Source organism: Bacteroides sp. 1_1_30 (assembly GCF_020982715.1).
In the GTDB taxonomy this organism is placed as follows: domain Bacteria; phylum Bacteroidota; class Bacteroidia; order Bacteroidales; family Bacteroidaceae; genus Bacteroides; species Bacteroides xylanisolvens.
The window spans coordinates 51430-78280 of sequence record NZ_JAJKHN010000024.1 but is presented as its reverse complement, the minus strand read 5'-3'; the positions used below and the strand labels follow the sequence as shown (position 1 = coordinate 78280).

Below are 26851 nucleotides of genomic sequence, written 5' to 3'. Positions count from 1 at the left end.
ACCTTGTGCTATGTACTCATCTTTACTCTGTAATATATCTCCCGAAATGTATTTTATCATATTGTTTCCGTTTTTCTGTTGCTTATAATGTCCGGCGGATAATCAACCCTTATGGAGATTAATCCGCTTGTTATCCACCACTATTTAATAAGAGCTATTTAACATTTTGATATTAAGATTGGAAAATAGTTCTTCATTTTCAACTACCCAAACATCTTCAAGAGGACAATCAATATATCCCCACTCATGCCAATTTCCTACAAGCCATTTAGTGCTCACTGCATAAGTTTCATAATTAGCATCTGAAGGTAATTTGTGCAATATCATACCTGCATAATATCCTGATATAGTCCATAATTGATATGCTTGCACGCCTATTTGCTCCGCTACCATAAAATATAAGGTATCTTCATAAGGGTATTTACCCTTACATTTTAGGATTGCTCCTCTTGAAAGATATTCTGTATAATTAATTAATTTAACCATTTTATTTTTTTATTCTTGGTGAATAATGGGGTTCAACTAACTGCGTTTAGCAGTTAAGGTGATTGTTACAAGCGTGATTAGCTTTCAGTTTCTGAATATTTAAGAAATTCCTTAAAGTAATCCATAAATGAATCATATAATTTTACAGGTTTACTCATATGGGGGGTATCATCTTCCCAATATACATCAGCTCCCCAAATAGAAGAATCTTTCAGATTATTACCAACTGGAATTTTATATAAAATGAGATATTCTCCTACCTCATAACTTAAAACGATCCAATCCATAGATAATTGAAATTGTTTTTGAATTTCCTTGGTTAATTCAATTATAGGATATGAAATAATTTCTGAATCTTTCGCTATTCCCGAAATGCAAACATCACTCCAGTTACACATTCCGCATTGAGATAAAAAAGTTTTGTATTGCAATGGGAAAGATATGCCTAATTCCTGTTCTGCATATTCTATTTCTTGTTCTGTTGCACCATCCCAATGAACAAAGCCTTCTTTATCTTCTATTAATTTCAAATATTCCATATTTATTAATTTGCTTGTAACGTTATGCTAACAGCGGTCATTTAATGTTTCGCTGTTGTTTTTATATTCTTTATTTCATCAGGCATATTATCTATATTATATGACTACCTATAAGTTGTCTCCTTGTCTATCCAATTACAATATTTGATAAATTTACACTATATGCTATAATTTCTTATTCTGACTTTTAATGTTTTGTTTATCAGTAAATTATATTCATATTGTTTTGCTGTATATAATTATGCCTCTAAAAATACGGTTTTATCTAATTATTCACAAAGGAATCTGTTAGTTTTTTCCTCTATCCTATACAATTTCATCCTTTGGCAGCCAATAACTTGCTTTACACTTATGAAAGCCAGTTCGGTGTAGTAGAGACAATGGCGCGTATCGAATAAACATTGAAAAATATGGGAATCCCAGTATTTGCGAAATTCGACCACGGCAAGAATGCTCAAGATGTGATGGCGACAGAATATGGGCTTGATAAAGAATCGGTGATTGGAAAGATGCAGAAGTTGCTGGAAAAGATTGTTATTCAATCGGCCAGCGTTTATTAACAAGAAATATAAAACAAGATACTTTATATTTTAAATCATATAGAGAGTGTCCCCTTTTCCGAAAAAAAAAGTTTGAGTTACGCAAAAAGATTGCGCATCACTGCATCTATCTTTGTCGAAGAAACAAGAAAACAGGTCAAGTACGGGTTACTTCAACACACTTTTTTAGGTAGAACATACCAGTACGATTATCCGTTTTTCCAGTTTCGCAAAGGGGCAGTAGCTCAGTGGGTAGTTACGGTCGTCGGTTCGACTCCGGCCTGTTCTACCTCTTTTTTATAAACTAAGGTCAAGGAAGACTTACTTCAAAACCGCAGGAATGCACCATTTATTCACACTCTTCCGATTACCTTACTTAAAAAACACAACGTATGAAAAAAGATTTGTTGAAAGTATCTATCAGGCAACATGCAATTTATTTGCCAGCGATAGAAGGAACTGAAAAGCGCGAAGCATTGACTTCGACTACTGTAACATTGGTTGCTCAACTTCGAAAAGTGGGATATAGCTTATCCGAAGAGTTGCTGCATGCTGTCAATCAGTTGTATCCGGCACAACAGGTGGAGATTCTCCAGGTGATGAAAGAAGTATTGGGTGTGTCACTCAACTGGGCTCCATTGGTGAAAGGCTGGGATACACCTACCGGAGAAACACGTTTGGATCATTGGATTACATGGCTTGCTAATATGTTCAATAGTAAGAAAGGTGTGAAACTATCTTGCGGACACGTGATTCCGGATAATACATTCCCCTTGGAACGATACAACGGTTGTCCGTTCTGCGGAACTCCGTTTGAAACGGCATCTACAGAATATTTCGGACAAGCCAGTAAACTGAAAATGTTGGAACTTTGGCAGGAAAAAGAGCTGAATGTTTTCTTTGGTGACTTGCTGGAATCACGTACGGCCCTTGATGCAACACAAGCGGACAGCTTGAAAATCTTGTTGGCTGAACTTCCGTTGCCGGCAGTCGGAATCAAGATGAAAGAAACTCTGATGCTGGTGATCGACACACTGGTAGAGCAGGATAGGGCACAGGAAGCGCAGATTTATTTCTCTGCTCCGAATGATATATTGCGTTATTTGTGGTATAAGAAAACCGGATTCTTGCAAATCATAGAGCCAAAGACCCTCATTCGTAAAGCGGGTAGAAACAATGCACATCTGTGCAATGCTTTGGATAAAAGCCGTTCGGCTGCCCAGGCAAAGCGGGAAGAATTAAAACTGAAATATACCCGTCGCGAGTGTAAAATGGTGGCTCTTTGGTTGAACAATTTGGCGATGACACCGGAGAAGTCTTGTGAAATGATGCATTCGAAAAGGGAAATGTGGGTACGTATGATACGTGCATTGCGTTTGGCGGAATATGCTCGTAAACCGGGATTCGAAAATTTGAAAGAGTTGATGGACGTATTCTACTGTCAGGCATATACAGTTTGGCAGGGAGAAGTGGAACGTAGCCGTTTGAAAGCAGATGCGGCACAGACATTCGCTTTGTTGAAGCAACGTCCGGGTATGTTTGCACGTTCCTTGTTTGCCAATATGCTTTGGTTCGGTCCGGAAGAGACGTTGGCGGCATTTAAAGAAGTCGTTCATTTGTTGCCGGCTCGTTTGGTGGTCACTTTGGGTATGTATGCGGAGAGTTACTTTGAGCAAGGACATAAGAGAATGGTGAAACCTTTAGGTGGTAATGCGCTTTTGATAGAGCCTCACTATTTGGTGAGTCTTTATATGGAAGACCAGCTTAAAGAAATGGTGAAAGAGGTACAGGATTTGTGTAAAGAGGTTGTTGCTACCCGCTTTGCCAATGCGGGTGCCGGAAGTGGAAGCGCAAGTATGTATATTGATCCTATGTTGTTTCATATTCCATTGTCTATCGGTGATCGTAGCGAAGCGGTTCAGGATACTTCCTGTGCCTTGCAGGGTACACGTTTCCCGGTGGAAGGAGATAAGGTTCGATTGTTTATGCAATGGGGAAAGGGACTTCCGGCACAGCATTTGGATATGGACTTGAGTTGTCATATCACTTTGCCTTCAACGACAGAAGTGTGTTCCTACTTCAATCTGAAAGCTATTGGTGCTAAACATAGCGGAGATATCCGAAGCATCCCCGACAAGAAAGGTACTGCCGAGTATATCGAATTGGATTTGAATGAGTTGGACCGTGTAGGTGCGCAATATGTTGCTTTCACCTGCAATGCGTATAGTAATGGGGCTATCTCTCCTAATCTGGTGGTAGGTTGGATGAACTCCGCTTACCCGATGAAAATATCGGAGAGAAACGGAGTGGCTTATGACCCTTCTTGTGTTCAGCATCAGGTGCGAGTTTCTCAAAGCGTGCAGAAAGGACTTGTTTTCGGAGTCCTGAAAGTGAAGGAACGGGAAGTGGTATGGTTGGAAATTCCTTTCGGCGGACAGACGGTTCTTTCTTTGGATACACAGACTATTGAAAAGTATCTGGATAAACTGGAAGCCAAAACCACTGTGGGCGAACTGTTGGCAATCAAAGCACAAGCACAGGGTTTGAAGTTGGCTGATACACCGGAAGCCGATGAAGTATATACCCGTGAATGGGCATTGAATACGGCTGCTGTGACTAAGTTGCTGTTGGGTGATTAATTTCTAGCGGTTAACTGAATCTTTTCTTCCTAATATTTATAAGTTGTATTGCGATAAAGTATATCTTTGTATGCAATAAACTAATCGTCTGACTATAGTTACTTTTTCGTCTAACTATAGTCAGACGAAAGAATAACTATAGTTAGATGCAAGTTACACTATAGTCAGACGAATAAATATATGCTAGCCAAGAACTAATGATTGGTATAAGAGAGATTAAATATCAGGCAAGAAAATGATAAATGATAATCAATAAAATATAGCTGCTTATGAGTGCGTATTATGATTTGTATGAGACACCGGACGTTCAGAATACCGGCGAGAAGCAACCCCTTCATGCGCGGATAGTTCCGAGCGGGACTTATTCCCAAAAAGAGTTTATAGAACGTGTGTCACGTTATCAACATTTTCCCCAGAATATGGTTGACGGGGTGTTGGGGGCTGTAATAGATGAACTTGGTAGTCTCTTGGCGCGTGGCTATATTGTGGAGCTTGGAGAGCTGGGACATCTTAGTGTCTCTTTGAAATGCACTCAGAAGGTAATGACTAAAAAAGAAATCCGTTCTGAATCTATCTGTTTTGACAATGTACACCTGCGTACTTCCAAAAATTTTAAATTGAAGGTAAGACGGGAAATGAGACTTGAACGTGTTCCCAAATCGGGACGTACTGTCAGTAAAACGGAGATACCTATTGAACAACGTCTTCAAATGTTACAGGAGTTTTTGAAGAAGAATGGAGGAATCACCCGCATAGAATACAGCAGACTGACAGGAGTAGCCCGGCTGAAAGCTGTTGATGATTTGAATACTTTTATTCAGGAGGGAAAACTGCGTAAGAGAGGGGCGGGAAGGAATGTGTTTTATGTATGGAAACAGGAAGAATAATATTATAATAAGTAATTGTCCTTCTTTTTGCTAACAATTTTGTACCTTTGTTTGTATATAGAGAAAATAGTAAGATTATGGCAAGAATAACTATTCCTTATGCAGTAGCGGATTTCATAGATTTGCGTGAACGTGGTTTTTATTATGTTGATAAGACTGATTATATTCCTAAATTAGAGGATTATAATGCTCCTGTATTTCTCCGTCCCCGTCGTTTTGGAAAAAGTTTGTTGGTTTCTACATTAGCTTGCTATTATGACCGTACAAAAGCGCATCGGTTTGAAGAACTGTTTGGGGGAACCTGGATAGGTAACCATCCGACAAAAGAGCATAACAGTTATATGATTATTCGCTACGATTTTTCGAAAATGGTAATGGCGGATACTATTGAAGGATTGGCTCAAAACTTTAATGATTTGAACTGTGGCCCGGTAGATGTGATGGTAGAGCATAACAGAGATTTGTTCGGTGATTTTCAGTTTACTACTCGGGGAGACGCTTCCAAAATGTTGGAAGAAGTTCTTAATTATGCCCGTTCTCATGAATTTCCAAAAGTTTATCTATTGATTGATGAATATGATAACTTCACTAATCAGTTGCTTACAGCATACAACGATCCGCTTTATGAGGAAGTGACGACGAATGACAGTTTTTTGCGTACTTTCTTTAAAGTGATAAAGGCCGGAATAGGTGAGGGGAGTATCCGTACCTGTTTCTGTACAGGTGTATTACCTGTTACGATGGATGATTTGACCAGTGGATATAATATAGCAGAGATATTGACTCTTGAACCTAATTTTCTGAATATGCTCGGGTTTACATACGAAGAGACAGAGACATACTTGCGTTATGTACTTGACAAATACTCCACAGGACAGGAACGTTTCGATGAAATCTGGCAGCTAATTGTGAGCAACTACGATGGTTATCGTTTCCGTCCCAATGGTGATCGGTTGTTCAATGCTACTATCCTGACTTATTTCTTCAAGAAGTTTGCGGCCAATGCTGGTAGTATTCCCGACGAACTGGTAGATGAAAATCTACGTACCGATATTAATTGGATTTGTCGGCTTACCCTTTCACTGGATAACGCGAAAGCGATGTTGGATGCACTGATTATTGATGATGAGTTGCCTTATAATGTGGCTGATCTTGCTAGTAAATTTAATAAGAAAAAGTTCTTTGATAAAGAGTTTTATCCCATTAGCTTGTTCTATTTGGGAATGACGACATTGAAAGACAAATTTGTAACAACATTACCTAATATGACGATGCGTAGTGTGTACATGGACTACTATAATCAGTTGAACAAGATAGAAGGTAATGCGCAGCGTTATGTGCCAGTGTATCGGTATTATGATTCCAACCGAAGTCTGGAACCTCTGGTACAAAACTATTTTGAACAATATTTGGGACAATTCCCTGCACAGGTATTTGATAAAATCAATGAGAACTTCATCCGATGTTCATTCTATGAGCTTGTATCGCGGTATTTGAGTAGTTGCTATACATTTGCTATTGAACAGAATAACTCCGTAGGACGCTCGGATTTTGAAATGACAGGTATTCCCGGTACGGATTATTATACAGATGACCGTGTCGTAGAATTCAAATATTATCGTGCAAAAGAAGCGGAAAAGATGCTTGCACTTACCGAACCCCTTCCCGAACATGTGGAGCAGGTGAAAAGATATGGTGAAGATACGAAAAGAAAGTTTCCATATTATAATGTACGCACGTATGTAGTATACATTTGTGCCAATAAAGGATGGAAATGTTGGGAAGTGTAGTTGTGTTTGTAGCATAATGGATGTTTTGAGTATGTAGCAGGGATTATGTATATCTCGGATAATTTTTTTGATGAAACAGTGTATCTCTACTTTAAGGAAAGAACTTATTTTATATTACTCGTTAAGGAATGTTTTATTGATTGCAGTCATGTATAGTGATTATATGGTATATAACACATATTAAGCTTGATAATTTGTCCGTTCTCTTTCATACGCCTATATTTGTCCTCGCTATTCTATATTATCAATAGAGGGAGAATGTATCATAAGAGAAACATAAAGGTATATATAGCGTGGGTGTTGTTGATGACATTCATTCCCTTCTTTGTGGTGAAAACCTTTCACTATCATGGAAGTGAAGATGAGACATCATGTTCCCATGCACAACATTCCCATAATCCTTCTGATGATTGTGCGATATGTAAATACTCCCTTTCTCTTTTTACGGAACCTCAACCGGTAGAATTTCATTGTACGTTGACGCTCGTCCCATACGAGCCGGTTATTTATCAGGATAAGGTTGTTTGTAAACGAACTTATTCGCATCATTTACGCGGACCTCCCGTTGCTTGATTACATAATCATATTTTCAAAGGAGATAGATTGACCTTCAATCTGTTCTCCTATTCATTTTACACATTATATAAAAGATTGTAATTGATGCGTATCGGAATTATTTCGGGCGTAATAGGGGTATTTATAACCTTATCCGTCCATGCACAGAAATCCGATTCAATCAAGAGTATGCTTTTGCCTGATGTTGTGGTGACCGAAACGTACCAGCAACGTCAAGCCAAAAAGTCTGCCCTTACGGTTGATGTAGCCGATCAGGATTTTCTGCGCAAACATTTTACAGGAAACTTCATGCAAGCGATGGAGAACATTCCCGGAGTGCAAGCAATGGATATCGGTTCGGGATTCTCCAAACCGATGATTCGCGGAATGGGATTCAACCGGATTGCCGTATTGGAAAACGGAATCAAGCAGGAAGGACAACAATGGGGAGCCGATCACGGTTTGGAATTGGATGCCTTCAATATAGGAGCGGTCAATGTTTTGAAAGGCCCTTCCTCATTGCTTTATGGTAGTGATGCGATGGGAGGAGTGATAGATGTCGTTCCACCGGCCGTGCCTATGGATAATCGGGTGTTTGGAGATGTCACACTGCTTGGTAAATCAGTCAATGGAACCGTCGGAGGATCACTGATGCTGGGAATCAAAAAAAATGCCTGGTACTCTCACATTCGTTATTCGGAACAGCACTTCGGCGACTATCATATTCCTACGGATTCTATTGTCTACCTGACACAGAGAATCCCCATCTATGGGCGTAAACTGAAGAATACAGCAGGCATTGAACGCAATATCGGACTCTTTACCCAATATCAGCGAAGGGCATATAGAGCGAATTTCTCCGTGAGTAATGTCTATCAAAAGACAGGTTTCTTCCCCGGAGCGCATGGCATACCCGATGCGTCCCGTGTGGAAGATGATGGAGATAGCCGTAATATCGAATTGCCTTATAGCAAAGTGAATCACCTGAAGGTGACCATCCATCAGCAATATGCGTGGGAGAAACTGATCTTGTCAGGTGATTTGGGTTTCCAGAACAATCACCGTGAAGAATGGAGTGCTTTCCATACTCACTATGGCTCGCAACCCGCACCAGAGAAAGACCCCGACAAAGAACTCGCATTTAATCTGAACACCTTCAGTGCTTCAGTGAAAGCTCGTTTTATCGGATCTTCTTCATGGGAACATACATTGGGGTGGGATGGACAGCATCAACGGAATGACATTGCCGGCTATTCGTTTTTATTGCCCGAATATCACCGTTCCACCACCGGAATGCTCTGGCTTACAACGTACAGACCTACCAATGTGCTCTCCGTCAGCGGAGGAGCTCGGTATGACTACGGATACATAAATATTTCTTCGCATGAAGATGTTTACCTTGCCGATTATCTTCAAAAACAGGGATATACCCAGGAACAGATAGACCTTTATAAGTGGAACAGTCACCAGGTGAAAAAACACTATGGTGATTATTCTCTTTCTCTGGGATTGGTATGGACTCCCTCCGACAAGCATCTGGTAAAGGTGAATATCGGGCGTAGTTTCCGCCTGCCCGGTGCGAATGAGTTGGCTGCCAACGGAGTACATCACGGCACTTTCCGCCATGAACAGGGAGATGCCAATTTAAAATCGGAACAGGGCTGGCAACTGGACGCTTCTTATCATCTGAAGTACCGGAGAATTTCTTTCTCCGTCTCTCCATTTGTCAGTTGGTTCAGCAATTACATCTTTCTGCGTCCTACCGGAGAGTGGTCTGTATTGCCTCATGCCGGACAAATCTATCGCTATACCGGAGCGGAAGCACTGTTCGCAGGAACTGAAGCTACCGTAGATGTTGATTTTCTGCGTAACTTCAATTATCGGATTTCCGCTGAATACGTTTACACCTATAATTGTGATGAACATATTCCATTGAGTTTCTCGCCGCCACCTGTTATGCGCAATACATTAACCTGGCAAAAGAACCGGTATATGTTGTATGCAGAATGGCAGAGCATTGCTCGGCAAAATAGAGTGGACCGTAACGAAGACCGTACAGCCGGAGCAAATCTCTTCCATTTGGGCGGATCTTTAAACATTCCGATAGGTGGAAATAATGAAATTGAAATTACCCTGACCGCCCGGAATATATTCAATACCCGATATTACAATCATCTTAGTTTTTACAGGAAAGTTGAGATTCCCGAACCGGGACGTAACTTCCAGATATTAATCAAAGTTCCATTTAAAAAATTACTGAAATGAAAAATAAATTTTATCTCCCAATGGTTAGCCTTTTGGCAACAGTTACTTTCATGTTTTCCTCTTGTGATAATGATGACTCCAGCGATACGATCAAACCTTTGATTGAACTTCATGAACCGGAAGAAGGTCAGGCATTGGAGATCGGAAACGAACATGGAGTTCATTTTGAAATGGATTTGTCGGATGATGTTATGCTGAAATCCTATAAGATCGAAATTCATAGCAATTTCGACCATCATTCACACGGCGGTAATAGTAGGGCTGTGCAGGAAACAGTAGATTTTAGTTTTAACAGATCGTATGATGTGTCAGGACAGAAAACAGCACATATTCATCATCACGATATTGTAATACCAGCCAATGCGACTGCAGGGGATTATCATTTGATGGTTTATTGCACAGATGCCGCAGGCAACGAATCTTATATCGCGCGCAATATTAAATTGAGCAATGAGGTGGAAGATGAAGACCACCATCATAATGAATAGACAACTATATAAAGGAACTGGAATATCTGTTGGCTACAGGACGATAGATAGGCTGTTTTTTGTATAAAGAGTATTTTTTCTTTCGAAAGGTGTAATAGATATTACACCTTTTTTGTTTCCAATCCTTTACTTTTGTGAAAAATTCTATTTCGTATGATGAAGTTTCCAATAATAAATCGATTCTTTCCTTCTTTTAAATGGAAAGTAGCGGCTGTCATCATTGGCGGTGTTATTGTGGGTGGAGGGGCATTGTTTATGTACATGCTCCGGGCGCATACCTATCTTGGAGATGACCCAGCTGCCTGTGTGAACTGTCACATTATGACTCCTTACTATGCAACTTGGTTTCATAGCTCACATGCCCGGAATGCCACCTGCAATGATTGTCATGTGCCGCATGAAAATGCTGTGAAAAAATGGACCTTTAAAGGGATGGACGGAATGAAACACGTAGCTGCATTTCTTACCAAAAGCGAGCCGCAGGTGATTCAGGCTCATGAAGCCAGTTCCGAAGTGATAATGAATAATTGTATTCGCTGTCATACGCAACTCAATACGGAATTTGTGAAGACGGGGAAGATTGATTATATGATGTCACAAGTAGGAGAGGGGAAGGCTTGCTGGGATTGCCATCGTGATGTTCCTCATGGTGGAAAAAACTCTCTGTCCGGCACTCCGGGAGCTATTGTTCCTCTTCCGGAATCGCCCGTTCCCGAATGGCTCCGGAAGATGGTGAATCAGAAAGATAAATAGGAAATGAAATACGTAATAAAATAATAAAACCGATATACAATGGAAAAGAAATTAAAATCATGGCAAGGATGGCTGTTGTTCGGAGGTTCAATGGTCGTTGTATTTGTTTTGGGATTATGCGTTTCTGCGTTGATGGAACGGAGGGCGGAAGTTGCCAGCATTTTCAACAACCGTAAAAACGTCATCAAGGGGATTGAAGCGCGAAATGAACTATTCAAGGATGATTTCCCCCGTGAATATCAAACTTGGACGGAAACTGCAAAGACTGACTTTGAAAGCGAATTTAATGGGAATATAGCTGTGGATGCCTTGGAAAAACGTCCTGAAATGGTGATTCTATGGGCGGGATACGCTTTCTCTAAAGATTATTCTACTCCACGGGGGCACATGCATGCTATTGAGGATATTACGGCATCGTTACGTACCGGTGCACCTGTGAACCCGACAGATGGTCCTCAACCGTCTACTTGCTGGACTTGTAAAAGTCCGGATGTTCCCCGTATGATGGAAGCATTGGGTGTTGATTCTTTTTATAATAATAAATGGGGAGCTATGGGGGCCGAAATCGTAAATCCGATTGGCTGCTCTGATTGCCACGACCCGGAAATAATGAATCTTCATATCAGCCGTCCGGCTTTGATTGAAGCTTTCCAACGCCAAGGTAAAGACATCACCAAAGCTACTCCGCAAGAAATGCGTTCATTGGTCTGTGCGCAATGTCACGTTGAATATTTCTTCAAAGGTGATGGCAAATACCTGACTTTCCCTTGGGATAAAGGTTTCACGGTAGAAGATATGGAGGCTTATTATGATGAGGCCGGGTTCTATGATTATATCCATAAATTGAGTCGTACTCCGATTCTGAAAGCACAGCATCCTGATTATGAGATTGCTCAAATGGGTATTCATGGGCAAAGAGGTGTCTCTTGTGCCGATTGTCACATGCCGTATAAGAGTGAAGGCGGTGTGAAATTCAGCGATCACCACATTCAGAGTCCGTTGGCTATGATTGATCGTACTTGCCAGGTTTGCCATCGTGAGAGCGAAGAGACTTTGCGCAATAACGTTTACGAACGACAACGCAAAGCGAACGAAATCCGCAACCGCTTGGAACAGGAATTGGCGAAAGCGCATATCGAAGCTAAATTTGCTTGGGATAATGGAGCGACAGAAGCTCAAATGAAAGATGTTCTCGCATTGATTCGTCAGGCACAATGGCGTTGGGATTTCGGAGTGGCTTCACACGGCGGCTCTTTCCATGCACCGCAGGAAATTCAGAGGATCCTTTCTCACGGACTCGACCGTGCTATGCAAGCCCGTCTTGCCGTATCCAAAGTATTGGCGAAGAACGGATACACTGGTGATGTTCCGATGCCGGACATCTCGACGAAAGCAAAAGCACAGGAATACATCGGCTTGGATATGGACGCTGAAAGAGCAGCGAAAGAGAAATTCCTGAAAATAACCGTTCCCGCCTGGTTGGAGAAAGCGAAAGAAAATGGACGTTTGGCGCAGATATAAAACAAATATAAGCATAGATATATATGTGGAGCAAACCGTGGAGTTATAAAGAAGGGCTGACGATTGGCACAGGATTACTGATAATAGGCATATTGCTGCAAATGACAGTGGGTGCTATCAACTGGGATTTGTTTGCCTGTCCGGTCAACGTGATTGTGCTGGTGGTTTATATCATTGCCTTGATAGTCATGCACCTTCTTCGTAAACGTGTGTATTTATTCAGCTGGTTAAGCCATTATTCCGCTGCCGTCTCCGCTTTGTTGTGGGTGGTCGGCATGACGGTAGTTATGGGACTTATCCGGCAAGCTCCTTCCGGTCATGCTCCAAATGCTTCAACGGATTTGCTGGGATTCTCACAGATGATTGCATCCTGGCCTTTCGTTCTGCTTTACTTTTGGATGGTCACTGCATTGGGACTGACGATACTTCGTGCCAGCTTTCCTTTTAAGTGGAGACGACTTTCGTTCCTTCTCAATCATATCGGATTATTCGTCGCGTTGATAGCGGCCACTTTAGGAAACGCCGATATGCAACGGTTGAAAATGACAACCCGCATGGGCAATGCCGAATGGCGGGCTACTGACGATAAAAGTCAACTGATTGAACTTCCATTGGCTATCGAACTCAAGGATTTTACTATCGACGAATATCCTCCAAAACTGATGCTGATTGACAACGAAACCGGGCGTACGCTTCCCGAAAAATCTCCTGAACATGTATTGCTGGAAGAGGGAGTGATAAAGGGAACATTGCAGGACTGGCAATTGACAATTGAACAATCTATCCCGATGGCAGCTTCTGTAGCTACTGAAGATACTGTGAAGTTTATAGAATTTCATTCGATGGGAGCAACTTATGCTGTTTACCTGAAAGCTTTCAATCAGGAGAATCAAACAACCAAAGAAGGTTGGGTAAGCTGTGGCAGTTTTCTTTTTCCTTATAAGGCAATCCGGCTGGATTCTTTAACCAGTCTTGTGATGCCGGAACGGGAACCGCAGCGATTTGCGTCGGAAGTGAAAATTTACACACAAGAAGGAACGATAACGGAAGGTACCATTGAAGTGAACCGTCCGATGGAGATAGAAGGATGGAAAATCTATCAACTTAGCTACGACGAGACAAAAGGACGATGGAGCGATGTCAGTGTCTTCGAACTGGTTCGCGATCCGTGGCTACCGGTCGTTTACGCAGGAATTATAATGATGATGGCAGGAGCTGTCTGCTTGTTCGTCAGTGCACAAAAGAGAAAAGAGGAGGACAAAGCATGAATTGGGAGTACTTTATATTATTTGCAATAGCTGCACTGGTTTGTTGGGCTTTAGGAGCTTTTGCTGCCTGGAAAGGAACAAAACCGGGATGGGCTTACGGATTTACTTTCTTAGGGTTGGCTATTTTTTTCAGCTTCATTATCGGAATGTGGATTTCATTGGAACGCCCTCCGATGCGGACCATGGGGGAGACCCGGCTGTGGTATTCTTTCTTCCTTCCGTTGGCGGGATTGATAACATACATACGTTGGAAGTACAAATGGATTCTTAGTTTCAGTTGCATCCTTTCGTTCGTCTTTATCTGTATCAATATCTTCAAACCGGAGATTCACAATAAAACGTTGATGCCCGCTTTGCAAAGTCCGTGGTTTGCTCCTCATGTCATTGTGTATATGTTTGCTTACGCTATGTTGGGAGCGGCGACGGTGATGGCTGTCTATTTGCTTTGGTTCAAGAAGAAAGAGATTGAACGGAAAGAAATGGATTTGTGTGATAACCTCACTTATGTAGGTCTGGCATTTATGACATTAGGTATGCTTACAGGAGCTATCTGGGCGAAAGAAGCCTGGGGACACTACTGGGCTTGGGACCCGAAAGAAACCTGGGCAGCGGCGACTTGGTTTGCTTATCTGGCATATATCCATTTCAGATTGGGAAAGCCATTGAAGGCACGTCCGGCATTGGTTATTTTATTGGTCTCTTTTGTCTTATTACAAATGTGTTGGTATGGAATCAATTATCTTCCGTCCGCACAAGGAGTCAGTGTACATACGTATAATTTGAATTGAAATATCGAATCATTTAAACTGCACTATCAATGAAAACATTTTATTGGTCATTCTTGCTTATGCTATTGCCAAGCATGGCATACACACAAAACACTGAGAAAGAGAATGAATTTACGATGTCTATGCAAATCAGACCTCGTGCAGAGTATCGGAACGGTGCCTTGACTCCACGGGATGAAGGGGTGGCTCCTACGTCCTTCATCAATAACCGCGCGCGTTTGTCGATGGATTATAAACGTTCGGATCTGGAACTGAAGATGTCGGCACAGCATGTAGGTGTCTGGGGACAGGACCCGCAGATTGAAAAGAACGGGCGTTTTATGCTGAATGAGGCTTGGGCAAAGATGAACTTTGGCGAAGGATTCTTTGCCCAACTGGGACGTCAGTCGTTGATTTATGATGATGAACGTATTTTGGGAGGATTGGACTGGAATGTAGCGGGTCGTTACCACGATGCGTTGAAGCTGGGGTATGCCAACAAAAATAATGAAGTGCATTTGATTCTTGCTTTTAATCAGAATAATGACAATAGAACAAGCGGAGGCACTTACTATGATTCTTCTACGGGACAGCCTTATAAGAATATGCAAACCGTTTGGTATCACTATAAGGCGGACAATGTTCCGTTCGGGGCTTCTTTATTGTTTATGAACTTGGGATTGGAAACGGGCGATAAAGCTACGGATGATTCTCACACCCGTTACTTACAAACAATGGGAACCTACCTCACTTATAAGAACAGTAACTGGAATCTGGATGGTGCTTTCTACTATCAGATGGGTAAGAATAAAACTGCTGATAAAGTTTCAGCTTTGATGGGAAGCATACAGGCTGCTTATACGTTTGACCATACATGGGGAGCTGTGGCTAGCTTTGATTATCTAAGTGGTGATAAGGGAAATGGCGGTAAGTACAAAGCTTTCGATCCTCTTTATGGAACTCATCATAAATTCTATGGAGCAATGGATTATTTTTATGCTTCTACCTTTGCGAACGGTTATGCCCCTGGATTGATGGATGCCCGTATCGGAGGCCGTTTCCGTGCTTCTGACAAAGTGGATATGGAACTTAATTATCACTACTTTAGCACAGCCGTAAAGGTTCAGGACTTGAAGAAATATTTAGGTTCGGAAGTCGATTATCAGATAAACTGGTCGATCATGAAAGATGTGAAACTCTCTGCCGGATATTCTTTTATGCGTGGCACGAAGACGATGGACGCTGTGAAAACCGGCAATCATAAAAGCTGGCAGGATTGGGGTTGGCTATCGTTGAATATTAATCCGAAGATATTGTTTGTGAAGTGGTAAATCCAAGGGAATAGATAGAATTTAAATAAAGAGAGAGTTTTTGAAAGTTTTTGAATTTATAAAATCATCCTTACTACAGTATATCTGAAGTGAGGATGATTTTTTGTTTTAACCACTTCTTGATAGTACACTCTTATTGTTACGTCTGTTGTTACGGATATTTTTCTAAATACGTCGTTACAGATACTTTTCCAAAGTTGTTTTATCTAAAATCTCGATTCGTTTTCCTTCCATGATGACGAGTCCTTCTTTCATCATCTTATTGATTTCTTTAGATAGAGCAGGGCGTGACACATTTAAATATTCGGCGAGCTGGGATTGGGTGTGCATGATATCTACTACTAACGCATCTTTTTTCTTATGTTCGTATAGATAGACAATGAACCTTTCCCGTACGGTTTTGCGTGAAAGAGGTTTCAGACGGGATACGGTACAGATGTTACAATTACCTGCGATACAAAGAAAATTATGAAGAACTTGTGGGTCCTGACTAATTACTTTGAAGGTTGAATCTTTGGTTGCCATAAGTATCACACTGTCCTCAAGAGCAGTGAAAGTAGCCGGCAAAGTATTGTTCGAATTAAAAAGATGAGGAGTGGCGAAGGTACGTGGAGCGATAATGTATTCAATCATCACCTCATTACCTAATCCGTCAATAATATCTGTACGTAGTTTTCCTTCCAAAAGTACAAATAACTTGTTGCAGGGTGTTCCTTGTGTAACGACTATCTCTTTTTTATTAGCCGCATAGATTACAAAATCCAGCTTTTCCAATAAGGACTCTTTGATGTTTAAAGGTAAATCCCTGAATAAGGGGATTTGAAACAGCTTTTCTTTATGTGAGTCGGTCAGTTGTATTTTTTTCATTGTATCATGTTGTCTGTATCACGGGCAAAGATATAAATTATATATTAGTGAAAGAAACTTTCAGAACTATTTGTAGAATAACTATATACAAGAAAGTTGTTAAAACGAATGCAAAATATAGAATCTGTAATTATGGTATCTTTCTCTGTAATTTATCTACATGCAGGATACCTTTATTTGTCTATTTTTGCAACATGAATCATTGATAAAAAGAATTCTGAAAATAAAAAGTAATAAAAGAAAGTTATGGCTAAAAAAGTTTTGATAATTTCGTCCAGTCCACGTAAAGGTGGTAATTCGGATTTGCTTTGTGATGAATTTATGAAAGGTGCTATCGAGGCGGGCAATGAAGTAGAGAAGATTTTTCTGAAAGACAAAACGGTTCATCCTTGTACGGGATGCAGTGTTTGCAGTATGTACGGTAAACCCTGTCCACAGAAAGATGATGCAGCGGAAATCGTGGAGAAGATGATTGCTGCCGATGTGATTGTAATGGCAACCCCGGTTTATTTCTATACTATGTCCGGGCAGATGAAGATTATGATTGACCGCTGTTGCGCACGTTATACGGAAATAACTAATAAGGAATTTTATTTCATTATTGCGGCAGCAGAAAACGATAAAGCAATGATGGAGCGTACTATCGACGGCTTCCGTGGCTTCCTCGATTGCTTGGAAGGACCACAGGAAAAAGGGACGGTCTATGGAATCGGTGCATAGAAAGTAGGAGAGATTAAAGATACTCCCTACATGCAGGAAGCATATAATATGGGAAAGATGGTGTAACTGTTTGTTTTCCATATTAAAGATATTCATAAAGAATATGATAAATGGATTTGTTCGAATATTTGAGATATAGTTTTGAACTTAACTTTTAAAACCTGACGGGAAATCTGGAAAAGACGGTTATGTTTTCCAGATTTTCCCTTTTTTACGATTACTTAATTGACTGGATTGCTTGTTCTGCCACAGAATTATTATAATTTTGTGGCAGAACTTTTTATTTTGTATAATTCGTTTGATAACTAACTAAGTATCATGGGCTATAAAATAACGACTCTTGTGGAGAATTGTGTCTATGGACGTAAATTGCAGGCAGAACATGGTCTTTCTCTATATATCGAGACTCAAGAACATAGATTACTTTTCGATACGGGAGCATCCGACTTGTTTATCCGTAACGCCCGCTTGTTGCATATTGACTTGCAAAAAGTCGATTATTTGATATTATCTCATGGTCATAGCGATCATACGGGTGGACTACGTTATTTTTTGGAATTGAATACGCAGGCAACCGTTGTTTGTAAGTGTGAGGTTTTTTCTCCTAAATTCAAGGATGAACGTGAGAACGGGATGATGCATACACAAAACCTCGATCGTTCCCGTTTCCGCTTTATTACAGAGCAGACCGAGCTGCTTCCCGGAGTTTTCCTTTTTCCCTCTATTGATATTATAAATCAGGAAGATACCCATTTTGAACGTTTTTGGGTTCAGCAAGAAGATGGATGCAAAATACCGGATACTTTTCAGGATGAATTGGCGATGGTATTGGTGGAACCGGAAGGATTTTCTGTATTAAGTGCCTGTTCTCATCGGGGAATAACCAATATTTTGCGTACGGTTCAGGCTGCCTTTCCCGAATCTCCTTGTAAGTTACTTCTGGGAGGTTTTCATATCCATAATGCGGAAAAACAAAAATATCAGGTCATTGCAGATTATTTACAGGAATATCTTCCCCGACAGATTGGCGTTTGTCATTGTACGGGAGTGGATAAATATGCCTTCTTTTACAAAGACTTTGGTGACAGCACATTTTATAATTACACGGGAAAACTAATTCAAACCGATTTATCGGAATAAATTTATAATAATTTGATATGAAGAAACTAATAACTTCTTTAGCGCTGGTACTATCAGCATTATCCAGCTATGCAATTACTCCTTTGTGGATGCGTGATGCACGTATTTCACCGGATGGATCAGAAATTGTTTTTTGTTACAAGGGTGACATTTATAAAGTCCCTGCACAAGGAGGAACAGCTGTTCAACTCACCACACAAACCTCTTATGAAGCCAATCCGGTTTGGTCGCCCGATGGCAAGCAAATTGCGTTTGCCAGTGACCGGAATGGAAATTTTGATTTGTTCATTATGCCTGCTGACGGAGGTGCCGCCCGGCGGTTGACCTACCATTCTGCATCAGAAATACCGTCAACTTTTACTCCGGATGGAAAGTATGTCTTTTTCTCTGCCTCTATACAGGATCCGGCAAGCAGTGCCCTGTTTCCTACAGGAGCAATGACGGAATTATATAAAGTTCCTGTTGCCGGCGGACGTACCGAGCAAGTGCTGGGCACTCCTGCCGAACTGGTCTGTTTTGATAAAACAGGGAAGAACTTTCTTTATCAGGATCGTAAAGGTTTTGAGGATGAATGGAGAAAGCATCATACTTCTTCCATTACGAGAGATATTTGGTTATATAATACCCAAACGGGAAAACATACGAACCTGACAAACCGGGGAGGAGAGGACCGTAATCCTGTGTATGCACCTGATGGTAATGCTATCTATTTTTTAAGTGAGCGTGATGGAGGTTCCTTCAATGTGTATACTTTCTCTTTGAATACTCCACAGGAAGTGAAAGCTATGACTACTTTCAAAACTCACCCGGTACGTTTTTTGTCTGTCAGCGATAAAGGTACCTTATGTTATACCTATGATGGTGAGTTATACACACAGAAGTCTGGTGCACGTCCGGAAAAAGTAAAAGTAGAACTTGTTCGTGATGATGAACAGCAGCTTGCTACACTTAAATTCTCGCAGGGAGCAACTTCCGCTTCTGTATCTCCGGACGGTAAACAAATTGCTTTTATTGTACGTGGTGATGTGTTTGTGACTTCAACTGATTATGCTACCACCAAGCAAATCACAAATACTCCGGCAAAAGAAGCTGCCGTTTCTTTTGCTCCGGACAACCGGACACTGGTTTATGCCAGCGAGCGAACCGGTAACTGGCAACTTTATACCGCCAAAATAAGTCGTAAGGAAGACCCGAATTTCCCTAATGCCACTCTTATTGAAGAGGAAGTATTATTACCGTCTAAAACGGTAGAACGTACTTATCCGCAATATTCACCGGACGGTAAAGAATTGGCTTTTATCGAAGACCGTAATCGTTTGATGGTACTCAATTTGAAAACAAAAAAGGTACGTCAGGTAACGGATGGTTCTACATGGTATAACACCGGAGGAGGATTCGATTACGAATGGTCGCCTGATGGTAAATGGTTCACTCTTGAATTTATAGGCAACCGTCACGATCCTTATTCGGATGTAGGCATTGTCAGCGCACAGGGAGGGGCAATTACTAATCTGACAAATAGTGGATATATCAGTGGTGCTCCGCGTTGGGTACTCGATGGGAATGCTATTCTTTTCCAAACCGAGCGCTATGGTATGCGTGCGCACGCTTCCTGGGGATCGCAGCAAGATGTGATGTTGGTGTTTCTCAATCAGGATGCTTATGATCGTTACCGTTTGAGTAAGGAAGATTTCGAATTACTCAAGGAATTTGAAAAGGAACAGAAGAAGGCAAAGGAGAAAGACGATGAGAAGACGAAAGACGCAAAGAAGTCTAAAGCGGAAAAAGCAGATAAAGGAAATGTTAACAAGGGAAAGGCCGATAAAAGCAAGGCCGACAAGGAAAAGAGCAAAGTAGATAGCAGCAAAGACAGTAATCAGGATGAGTCTGCTGATGATAAGGCAGATCAGAAAGAGCTACTTGTCGAGCTGAACGGCATTGAAGACCGTATCGTACGTCTGACTCCCAATTCATCCGACTTGGGTAGTGCCATACTTTCAAAAGACGGGGAAGATCTTTACTATTTCTCTGCGTTCGAAGATGGATATGACCTTTGGAAAATGAATCTCCGTGAAAAAGATACGAAGCGTCTGCACAAACTCAATACCGGTTGGGCATCGTTGATGTTGGACAAAAAAGGAGATGTCTTTTTGTTGGGAAGCCGGATTATGCAAAAGATGGATGCTAAGTCGGATGCGTTGAAGTCCATCAGCTATCAGGCTGAAATGAAAATGGATTTGGCTGCCGAACGTGAAACGATGTTTGACCATGTGTACAAACAGCATCAAAAACGCTTCTACAATGTCAATATGCACGGGGTTGACTGGGATGCTATGACTAATGCTTATCGTAAGTTCCTGCCTCATATTGATAACAATTATGACTTTGCAGAATTATTGAGTGAGTGGTTGGGTGAGCTGAATGTTTCACATACCGGAGGACGTTATTCTCCCAAAGGAAAAGGAGATGTCACTTCTAATCTCGGACTCTTGTTCGACTGGAATTATCAGGGAAAAGGAATGCAGATTGCCGAAGTAATAGAAAAAGGTCCGTTCGATCATTCACGTACCAAAGTAAAGGCTGGTTGCATCATTGAAAAGATTAATGGAGAAGAGATAACTCTCGATAATGACATAACCTGCTTGCTGAATAATAAAGCAGGGAAGAAAACATTGATTTCAATCTACAATCCACAAAGTAAAGAGCGTTGGGAAGAAGTGGTGATGCCGGTCACCAACGGGCAACTGAATGGATTGTTATACAAACGTTGGGTAAAACAACGTGCGGCAGATGTTGAAAAATGGTCGAAAGGACGTTTGGGATATGTTCATATTCAGTCGATGGGAGATGACAGCTTCCGTACTGTATACTCGGACATTCTGGGAAAATATAACAACTGCGAAGGCATTGTGATTGATACCCGTTTCAACGGTGGTGGCCGTCTGCATGAAGATATTGAAATACTGTTCAGTGGTCAGAAATACTTCACACAGGTGGTACGCGGACGTGAAGCCTGTGATATGCCGAGTCGTCGTTGGAACAAACCTTCCATTATGCTGCAATGTGAAGCTAACTACTCGAATGCACACGGAACTCCGTGGGTATATAAACATCAAAAGATTGGCAAACTTGTCGGTATGCCTGTTCCGGGTACTATGACAAGTGTGTCTTGGGAAACTTTACAAGATCCTTCACTGGTTTTTGGTATTCCTATCGTCGGTTATCGTTTGCCTGACGGCAGTTATTTGGAAAATACCCAATTGGAACCGGATGTAAAGGTTGCCAATAATCCGGAAACAGTAGTCAAAGGAGAGGATACCCAACTAAAGGTGGCTGTGGATGAACTTTTGAAAGAGATAGATAGTCAGAAGAAGTAAATACGAGTATAATTATATCTAAAATAAAGAGTCGCTTCTTTGAAAGAATCAATCAGATTCTAACAGAGAAGCGACTTTCTTTTATAGTGATTTTCTTATATTGACCTTTTTATATGACTCCTTTCATAAGGCGTTTATTTTAAATAGATATAGGGCTTACTTCCAGACCGGCAGTAATCTATGGAGGGTTTTTCTAGTCATTATCTTCTGATTCAGGAAGCTGACGATATACCCCGTTATACAAGCGGCAATGAGTGATCCTTCTCGTACTCCCTGAATACCTTGAGTCAGCAGGAGCGAGAGAATCACGGCTAATGTAACTAAAGTAATATCAAAATAAACTTTGAACTTTCCAAATTCCTTGTTATAATGGCGGGATGCATATTTCACAAATGCTTCTGCACTCATCATGGCTACTCTTGGTTTCAGTTCAAGCACTACTCCGATAGACTGTACCATGCATCCTGTAAGTAATAAAGCAATCGACATACCATAATTAGCGGGATGCAGTTCGCTTGTCAGCATCATATTGAAATCGATGAATGCCGAAAAGATAAAAGAGAACGGTAGTTGAAGAAGAATTTCAATAAGATCCTGTCGGGTTCTATTCTTTCGGATTAACCAGAACTGTCCCAGGATAAGCACCATGTTGATGATAAATGTGCAAGTACCCAACGATAAAGGACTATTCAGGCTTAATACATAATTGATGCTCGATATGGGAGTAGTTCCCAATGTCGAGCGTATAATCAACACGATACCTGCCGCTAAAAAATAGAGTCCGATAACAAACACTAAATACCTCTTAAAAATCTCTTTCATTTCCATGTCTTTTTAACCTCTTTCTATTGATTCCTTTCTCATGTATTGAAAAGGATATGCAAAGGTCCTGTTTTTTACTCTGAAATAGATTATCTAATTCCATACAGTTTTTGTCATATCCGAAACAAATCGTATTTTTACGTCATAAAATAAAGGTGTAAATGGTAAAATCTCGTATATTTGATAATACACAACTATTGAAGGAGCATCCTGAACTTCCTCATTATAAAGAGGAGGTAGTCTGTTTCCGGAGTGAATATAAAGACAGAAGTTATCCGGCAAATGAATGTTATTTCAATCGGGAGCTTTATATGATATTCGTTCTTGAAGGCCGTTCGGAAATTCTACTGAATGGAGAGTTTATTGCGATAGAACCGAATATGTTACTTATTCATGGAGCAAATTATCTCACGGAACATCTTTATTCAAGTCGGGATATTAAATTTATCACTCTCGCCCTTTCTGAATCTATGCGGACGGACGATTCATATCTGACACAAATCACGGCAATCCTGTTGGCAACCATGAGGCGGAATAAGCAATATACGATTCAGTTGACAGAGTATGAAGCTCAAATCATCCATAAGGAGCTGGAAGTATTGATGCATCTGATGAATATTGAACATCATTTCCTTTTCCGGCGTATACAGGCAGCGTGCAATTCTCTGTTTTTGGATATAGCAGATTTTCTTTCCCGAAAGACCGTTATCAAAAAGGAGATCAGTCGTAAAGACCACGTTCTGCAAGAATTTCATGCACTCGTTACCCGTAATTTCAGGGAAGAACATTTCGTGAGCTTTTATGCGGATAAACTGGCTATTAGTGAACAGTACCTGGCACGCATTGTACGTCTTGGAACAGGTAAGACTATCAATAGCCTTATTAATGAATTGTTAGTAATGGAAGCGCGTACTTTATTGACTTCTACCAAATTTACGGTTGGCGAGATTGCTACTAAACTGGGGTTTAGTGATGCAGCCGGTTTTTGTAAGTTCTTTAAAAGAAATGCGGGACAGACTCCGTTGAATTATCGGAAAGGATTATTGATTTGAACGGAAAGGATTGCTGAACTGAATGGGGAATTACTGAACTGAATAGGGAATATAATGAATTTAAATAATAAGTTGACTGATTTGAATGAAAATGGAAGTAGGTTGATGCAACTGTCCTTAAAGACCGTATACATCAACCTACCTGAATATATAGTGAATGGATTTGATTTTAACCGATCACTGCTGTGATATCTTCTACAATCTGTTCATCCGTCAGATGATTGGCACGGAGAAACTCCTGTATATCATATCGGTCAACAAATTCTTTTTTAGCTCCAAAGTTCAGAACTTTCATGTTTGTAGCACCATAATAACGGGCAATCTTTTCACCGAAACCGCCATCCAATACACCGTCTTCCAACGTAATCACTAATTCGTGATCTGCTTTCAGTTCATCCATCAGTTCGTTGTCTACACCGGTGATGTAACGTGGATTGATGAGTGTTGCATCAATATTGGCTTTTTCTTTCAGAAGTGATGCAACCGACTGTCCCAATCCATAGAACGAACCTAAAGCAAGAATGGCTACTTTCGATCCACGATGCGTCACTTTATAGCGATTGAGAACACTATAATCAGTCTCCACCGGTTCCCCACAAGTAATTACATCTGTTGCCGGCACACGGATAGCAACCGGGTGTTCATTTTGGCGGATACTCCATTCTAGCATAGCAAGATATTCCTCTTTGCAAGTCGGTGCCAGATAAACCATATTAGGAATATTGCTGATGAGCGGAATATCGAAGAAGCAGAGGTGAGTTACATCATTCATTCCGGACAGTGTTCCCCAGAATACCAACAAAACAGCCGGGTTATTATTGATACAGAGGTCTTGCGAAAGTTGATCGTATGAACGTTGGATAAATGTACTATACACTCCGTAAACAGGTTTTCCGCCATTGGCTGCGATACCCGAAGCAAGAGCTACTGCGTGTTCTTCTGCAATACCGACATCTACAAACTGTTTGCCAGCTTCCTTGCGGCGGTCCGGAGTGAATCCGAGAACGGCAGGAGTACCCGAAGTGATTGTCACCACACGAGAATCTTCTTTCATCTTTTTCAGCAGATATTGAGCGGTTACTTCGCTGTAATCTTCTTCCTCATAACTGACTTTTGCTTCTCCGGTTTCCGGATTGAATGGAGTGCGCCAGTGATAAGTCTCTTTATCTTGTTCGGCATGTGCATAACCTTTACCTTTTAAGGTATTAATATGCACTACTATCGGATGCTGAATATCTTTCACTTTGGAGAATGCTTCAATCAACGCCTGTACATCGTTACCGTCATTTACATATATATAGTCCAGTCCCATCGCCTTGAAGAAGTTACATTCGCACTGACCGTTACTGTCACGCAATTCTTTCAGGTTCTTATATAGTCCACCGTGATTTTCGGCAATAGACATCTGATTGTCATTGACAATAATAATCATGTTTGTACCAAGCTCCGCCATATAGTCCAATCCTTCAAATGCTTCGCCGCCACTTAAGGAACCGTCGCCTATCACAGCTATGATATTCTCATTGCCACCGATCAGGTCGCGTCCTTTTGCCAATCCGCTAGCCAGGCTGACGGAAGTGGAAGTATGACCGATAACAAAAAAATCATGCTTACTTTCTTGTGGTTCGGAATAACCGGATACGTTGTCATACTCTGCCGGATAGAGAAAAGCATCTTTCCGTCCGGTCAGCATCTTATGTACATAACTCTGATGCGATACATCAAAAACAATCTTGTCTTCTGGTGAGTTGAATACATAATGTAAAGCGATAGTCGCTTCCACCATTCCGAAATTAGGGCCGAAATGCCCGCCGTGTTCACTCAACTTTTGCAGGAGTGATGCACGGATTTCATTACTTAAATCATTGAGTTCTTTAAACGATAACTTCTTTACGTCTGCAGGAGAGTAAATATTTTCTAAATACATATCAATTTGTTTTTTACGTTTATACCTATTATCTTTATCACACTGCAAAGATACTGCTGATTTTAGATTCGGTTTGTATATAGATTACGGATTATTTTACCTATATTACCGACCTTGGAAAATAGGACTGACGATAAACATAAAAATAGTAGATAATATATATTGGAGGACAACATATATGAATAGTGATTATAAAGTGGGCGATTTAATTTATGATGCAAATATTTATGATGCGATGAATACTAATCTAGATGATTGGTACTTTTATAAGCGATGGCTGCCGGAAAACAAGGATGCCCGGATACTTGAACTTTGTTGTGGTACGGGCAGGCTCACTCTGCCCATTGCAAAGGAAGGATATGATATTACTGGGATTGATTATACCCCTTCAATGCTTGCCCAGGCAAAAATTAAAGCTTCCGAAGCAGGATTAGAAATAAGTTTTATCGAGGCAGATATCAGAACTTTGAATTTGCCGGAAAAATACGACTTTATCTTTATTCCGTTTAATTCAATTCATCATTTATATAAGAATGAAGATTTATTTAAGGTATTTAATGTCGTTAAGAATCACCTCAAAGACGGTGGCTTATTTCTGTTTGATTGTTTTAATCCGAATATCCAATATATAGTTGAAGGTGGAAAAGAGCAGAAAGAAATTGCTGCATATACAACCGATGACGGTAGAGAAGTATTGATAAAGCAGACTATGCGATATGAAAATAAAACTCAGATTAACCGTATCGAATGGCATTATTTTATCAATGGCAAGTTCAACTCTATTCAAAATCTGGATATGAGAATGTTCTTCCCTCAAGAGTTAGATTCATATTTGGAATGGAATGGTTTTCATATTAATCATAAGTATGGCGGATTTGAAGAAGAGGCATTTGACGATAATTCGGCAAAACAGATATTTATTTGTCAATGTGATTTAGTGTATTGAGATTTTATTAATAAATAAGTGAAAATGTAATTTGTCGGCAATCAGTATGGTAGCGTGGTTGCCTAAAGGCCTTTTGGGGCTGTCTTTATCCTTTTGAACTGGAAGTACTCATCAGAATTCTTTTTCAGTTTCGACTTTTCTCATTTTGTTTAATGATTCTTTAGTTACTTCT

General features: G+C 40.7%; 20 protein-coding genes and 2 pseudogenes. 17 read left to right on the top strand and 5 right to left on the bottom strand.

All coding sequences use genetic code 11. The features are described 5' to 3' along the window. Positions 1–144 precede the first annotated feature (144 nt). Both imm45 and LPH68_RS09300 read right to left on the bottom strand, forming a co-directional pair. Positions 145–486 carry an Imm45 family immunity protein gene (gene imm45, locus LPH68_RS09305; protein ID WP_008025557.1) on the bottom strand — a complete coding sequence of 114 codons (342 nt, stop codon included), beginning with the start codon at positions 484–486 and terminating at the stop codon, positions 145–147. A 77-nt stretch (positions 487–563) separates the two neighbouring features. Further along, the gene (locus LPH68_RS09300; RefSeq protein WP_008025556.1) at positions 564–1025 is read right to left on the bottom strand and encodes an SMI1/KNR4 family protein; all 462 of its coding nucleotides are present in this window, start codon (positions 1023–1025) and stop codon (positions 564–566) included. 326 nt (positions 1026–1351) lie between these two features. Here LPH68_RS09300 and LPH68_RS26830 point away from each other — a divergent pair. From LPH68_RS26830 to LPH68_RS09240, 12 genes and pseudogenes are all read left to right on the top strand, one after another. Beyond that, positions 1352–1585: pseudogene (locus tag LPH68_RS26830) on the top strand (hypothetical protein); the annotation flags it as partial. A 371-nt stretch (positions 1586–1956) separates the two neighbouring features. Next, positions 1957–4203 (top strand): hypothetical protein, encoded by a 2247-nt coding sequence (locus LPH68_RS09290; protein WP_151922915.1) that lies wholly within the window; start codon positions 1957–1959, stop codon positions 4201–4203. Between the two features lie 269 nt (positions 4204–4472). Continuing rightward, a complete protein-coding gene (locus LPH68_RS09285; protein WP_004313318.1) occupies positions 4473–5090 on the top strand; it encodes a DsbA family protein in 618 nt (205 codons plus the stop codon). A 77-nt stretch (positions 5091–5167) separates the two neighbouring features. Continuing rightward, entirely contained in the window at positions 5168–6880 is a 1713-nt protein-coding gene (locus LPH68_RS09280) for an ATP-binding protein (protein WP_134985786.1), read from the top strand. A 258-nt stretch (positions 6881–7138) separates the two neighbouring features. Then, entirely contained in the window at positions 7139–7453 is a 315-nt protein-coding gene (locus tag LPH68_RS09275) for a hypothetical protein (protein WP_134985785.1), read from the top strand. An 87-nt stretch (positions 7454–7540) separates the two neighbouring features. Next, on the top strand, positions 7541–9700 hold the full coding sequence (locus tag LPH68_RS09270) for a TonB-dependent receptor (RefSeq protein WP_230296915.1): 2160 nt from the start codon (positions 7541–7543) through the stop codon (positions 9698–9700). Continuing rightward, positions 9697–10188 (top strand): DUF4625 domain-containing protein, encoded by a 492-nt coding sequence (locus tag LPH68_RS09265; RefSeq protein ID WP_004313310.1) that lies wholly within the window; start codon positions 9697–9699, stop codon positions 10186–10188. Before LPH68_RS09270 ends, LPH68_RS09265 begins: the two co-directional genes overlap by 4 nt. A gap of 153 nt (positions 10189–10341) precedes the next feature. After that, positions 10342–10941: a cytochrome c nitrite reductase small subunit gene (nrfH, locus tag LPH68_RS09260; RefSeq protein ID WP_008019659.1), complete on the top strand. Its 600-nt coding sequence runs from the start codon at positions 10342–10344 to the stop codon at positions 10939–10941. A 39-nt stretch (positions 10942–10980) separates the two neighbouring features. Next, positions 10981–12462, top strand: coding sequence for an ammonia-forming cytochrome c nitrite reductase (gene nrfA, locus LPH68_RS09255; protein WP_118195316.1), 1482 nt, complete (start codon positions 10981–10983; stop codon positions 12460–12462). A 23-nt stretch (positions 12463–12485) separates the two neighbouring features. After that, positions 12486–13730, top strand: coding sequence for a cytochrome c biogenesis protein ResB (locus LPH68_RS09250; protein ID WP_118195314.1), 1245 nt, complete (start codon positions 12486–12488; stop codon positions 13728–13730). Further along, positions 13727–14518, top strand: a complete 792-nt coding sequence (locus LPH68_RS09245) for a cytochrome c biogenesis protein (protein WP_087323121.1) — start codon at positions 13727–13729, stop codon at positions 14516–14518. Before LPH68_RS09250 ends, LPH68_RS09245 begins: the two co-directional genes overlap by 4 nt. A 29-nt stretch (positions 14519–14547) precedes the next feature. Beyond that, positions 14548–15828 carry an alginate export family protein gene (locus LPH68_RS09240; RefSeq protein WP_049702493.1) on the top strand — a complete coding sequence of 427 codons (1281 nt, stop codon included), beginning with the start codon at positions 14548–14550 and terminating at the stop codon, positions 15826–15828. 177 nt (positions 15829–16005) lie between these two features. Here the strand turns inward: LPH68_RS09240 and LPH68_RS09235 are convergent, their stop codons facing one another. Next, positions 16006–16695, bottom strand: coding sequence for a Crp/Fnr family transcriptional regulator (locus LPH68_RS09235; RefSeq protein ID WP_074708081.1), 690 nt, complete (start codon positions 16693–16695; stop codon positions 16006–16008). A 246-nt stretch (positions 16696–16941) separates the two neighbouring features. Here LPH68_RS09235 and LPH68_RS09230 point away from each other — a divergent pair. The 3 genes and pseudogenes from LPH68_RS09230 (at position 16942) to LPH68_RS09220 (ending at position 21932) form a co-directional block, all read left to right on the top strand. After that, positions 16942–17481 (top strand): annotated as a pseudogene (locus LPH68_RS09230) (flavodoxin family protein). Between the two features lie 252 nt (positions 17482–17733). Further along, complete coding sequence (locus LPH68_RS09225) at positions 17734–18555, top strand: MBL fold metallo-hydrolase (protein WP_004317690.1); 822 nt, start codon at positions 17734–17736, stop codon at positions 18553–18555. A gap of 17 nt (positions 18556–18572) precedes the next feature. Beyond that, on the top strand, positions 18573–21932 hold the full coding sequence (locus LPH68_RS09220) for a S41 family peptidase (RefSeq protein ID WP_004317691.1): 3360 nt from the start codon (positions 18573–18575) through the stop codon (positions 21930–21932). Between the two features lie 156 nt (positions 21933–22088). On the opposite strand, the gene LPH68_RS09215 is transcribed toward LPH68_RS09220, so the two are convergent. Next, entirely contained in the window at positions 22089–22760 is a 672-nt protein-coding gene (locus LPH68_RS09215; RefSeq protein WP_004317693.1) for a YitT family protein, read from the bottom strand. A 155-nt stretch (positions 22761–22915) separates the two neighbouring features. On the opposite strand from LPH68_RS09215, the gene LPH68_RS09210 reads away from it, so the two are divergent. Continuing rightward, positions 22916–23806: an AraC family transcriptional regulator gene (locus LPH68_RS09210; RefSeq protein WP_004317695.1), complete on the top strand. Its 891-nt coding sequence runs from the start codon at positions 22916–22918 to the stop codon at positions 23804–23806. A 169-nt stretch (positions 23807–23975) separates the two neighbouring features. Here LPH68_RS09210 and LPH68_RS09205 read toward each other — a convergent pair whose 3' ends face one another. Beyond that, complete coding sequence (locus tag LPH68_RS09205; protein WP_004317697.1) at positions 23976–25733, bottom strand: 1-deoxy-D-xylulose-5-phosphate synthase; 1758 nt, start codon at positions 25731–25733, stop codon at positions 23976–23978. A 178-nt stretch (positions 25734–25911) separates the two neighbouring features. On the opposite strand from LPH68_RS09205, the gene LPH68_RS09200 reads away from it, so the two are divergent. Continuing rightward, complete coding sequence (locus LPH68_RS09200; protein ID WP_004317699.1) at positions 25912–26679, top strand: class I SAM-dependent methyltransferase; 768 nt, start codon at positions 25912–25914, stop codon at positions 26677–26679. The last annotated feature ends 172 nt before the right edge of the window (positions 26680–26851 follow it).

Coding starts and splice junctions, on each gene's coding strand:
- imm45 (WP_008025557.1), bottom strand. CDS start 486: ATGGTTAAATTAATTAATTATACAGAATATCTTTCAAGAGGAGCAATC.
- LPH68_RS09300 (WP_008025556.1), bottom strand. CDS start 1,025: ATGGAATATTTGAAATTAATAGAAGATAAAGAAGGCTTTGTTCATTGG.
- LPH68_RS09290 (WP_151922915.1), top strand. CDS start 1,957: ATGAAAAAAGATTTGTTGAAAGTATCTATCAGGCAACATGCAATTTAT.
- LPH68_RS09285 (WP_004313318.1), top strand. CDS start 4,473: ATGAGTGCGTATTATGATTTGTATGAGACACCGGACGTTCAGAATACC.
- LPH68_RS09280 (WP_134985786.1), top strand. CDS start 5,168: ATGGCAAGAATAACTATTCCTTATGCAGTAGCGGATTTCATAGATTTG.
- LPH68_RS09275 (WP_134985785.1), top strand. CDS start 7,139: ATGTATCATAAGAGAAACATAAAGGTATATATAGCGTGGGTGTTGTTG.
- LPH68_RS09270 (WP_230296915.1), top strand. CDS start 7,541: ATGCGTATCGGAATTATTTCGGGCGTAATAGGGGTATTTATAACCTTA.
- LPH68_RS09265 (WP_004313310.1), top strand. CDS start 9,697: ATGAAAAATAAATTTTATCTCCCAATGGTTAGCCTTTTGGCAACAGTT.
- nrfH (WP_008019659.1), top strand. CDS start 10,342: ATGATGAAGTTTCCAATAATAAATCGATTCTTTCCTTCTTTTAAATGG.
- nrfA (WP_118195316.1), top strand. CDS start 10,981: ATGGAAAAGAAATTAAAATCATGGCAAGGATGGCTGTTGTTCGGAGGT.
- LPH68_RS09250 (WP_118195314.1), top strand. CDS start 12,486: ATGTGGAGCAAACCGTGGAGTTATAAAGAAGGGCTGACGATTGGCACA.
- LPH68_RS09245 (WP_087323121.1), top strand. CDS start 13,727: ATGAATTGGGAGTACTTTATATTATTTGCAATAGCTGCACTGGTTTGT.
- LPH68_RS09240 (WP_049702493.1), top strand. CDS start 14,548: ATGAAAACATTTTATTGGTCATTCTTGCTTATGCTATTGCCAAGCATG.
- LPH68_RS09235 (WP_074708081.1), bottom strand. CDS start 16,695: ATGAAAAAAATACAACTGACCGACTCACATAAAGAAAAGCTGTTTCAA.
- LPH68_RS09225 (WP_004317690.1), top strand. CDS start 17,734: ATGGGCTATAAAATAACGACTCTTGTGGAGAATTGTGTCTATGGACGT.
- LPH68_RS09220 (WP_004317691.1), top strand. CDS start 18,573: ATGAAGAAACTAATAACTTCTTTAGCGCTGGTACTATCAGCATTATCC.
- LPH68_RS09215 (WP_004317693.1), bottom strand. CDS start 22,760: ATGGAAATGAAAGAGATTTTTAAGAGGTATTTAGTGTTTGTTATCGGA.
- LPH68_RS09210 (WP_004317695.1), top strand. CDS start 22,916: ATGGTAAAATCTCGTATATTTGATAATACACAACTATTGAAGGAGCAT.
- LPH68_RS09205 (WP_004317697.1), bottom strand. CDS start 25,733: ATGTATTTAGAAAATATTTACTCTCCTGCAGACGTAAAGAAGTTATCG.
- LPH68_RS09200 (WP_004317699.1), top strand. CDS start 25,912: ATGAATAGTGATTATAAAGTGGGCGATTTAATTTATGATGCAAATATT.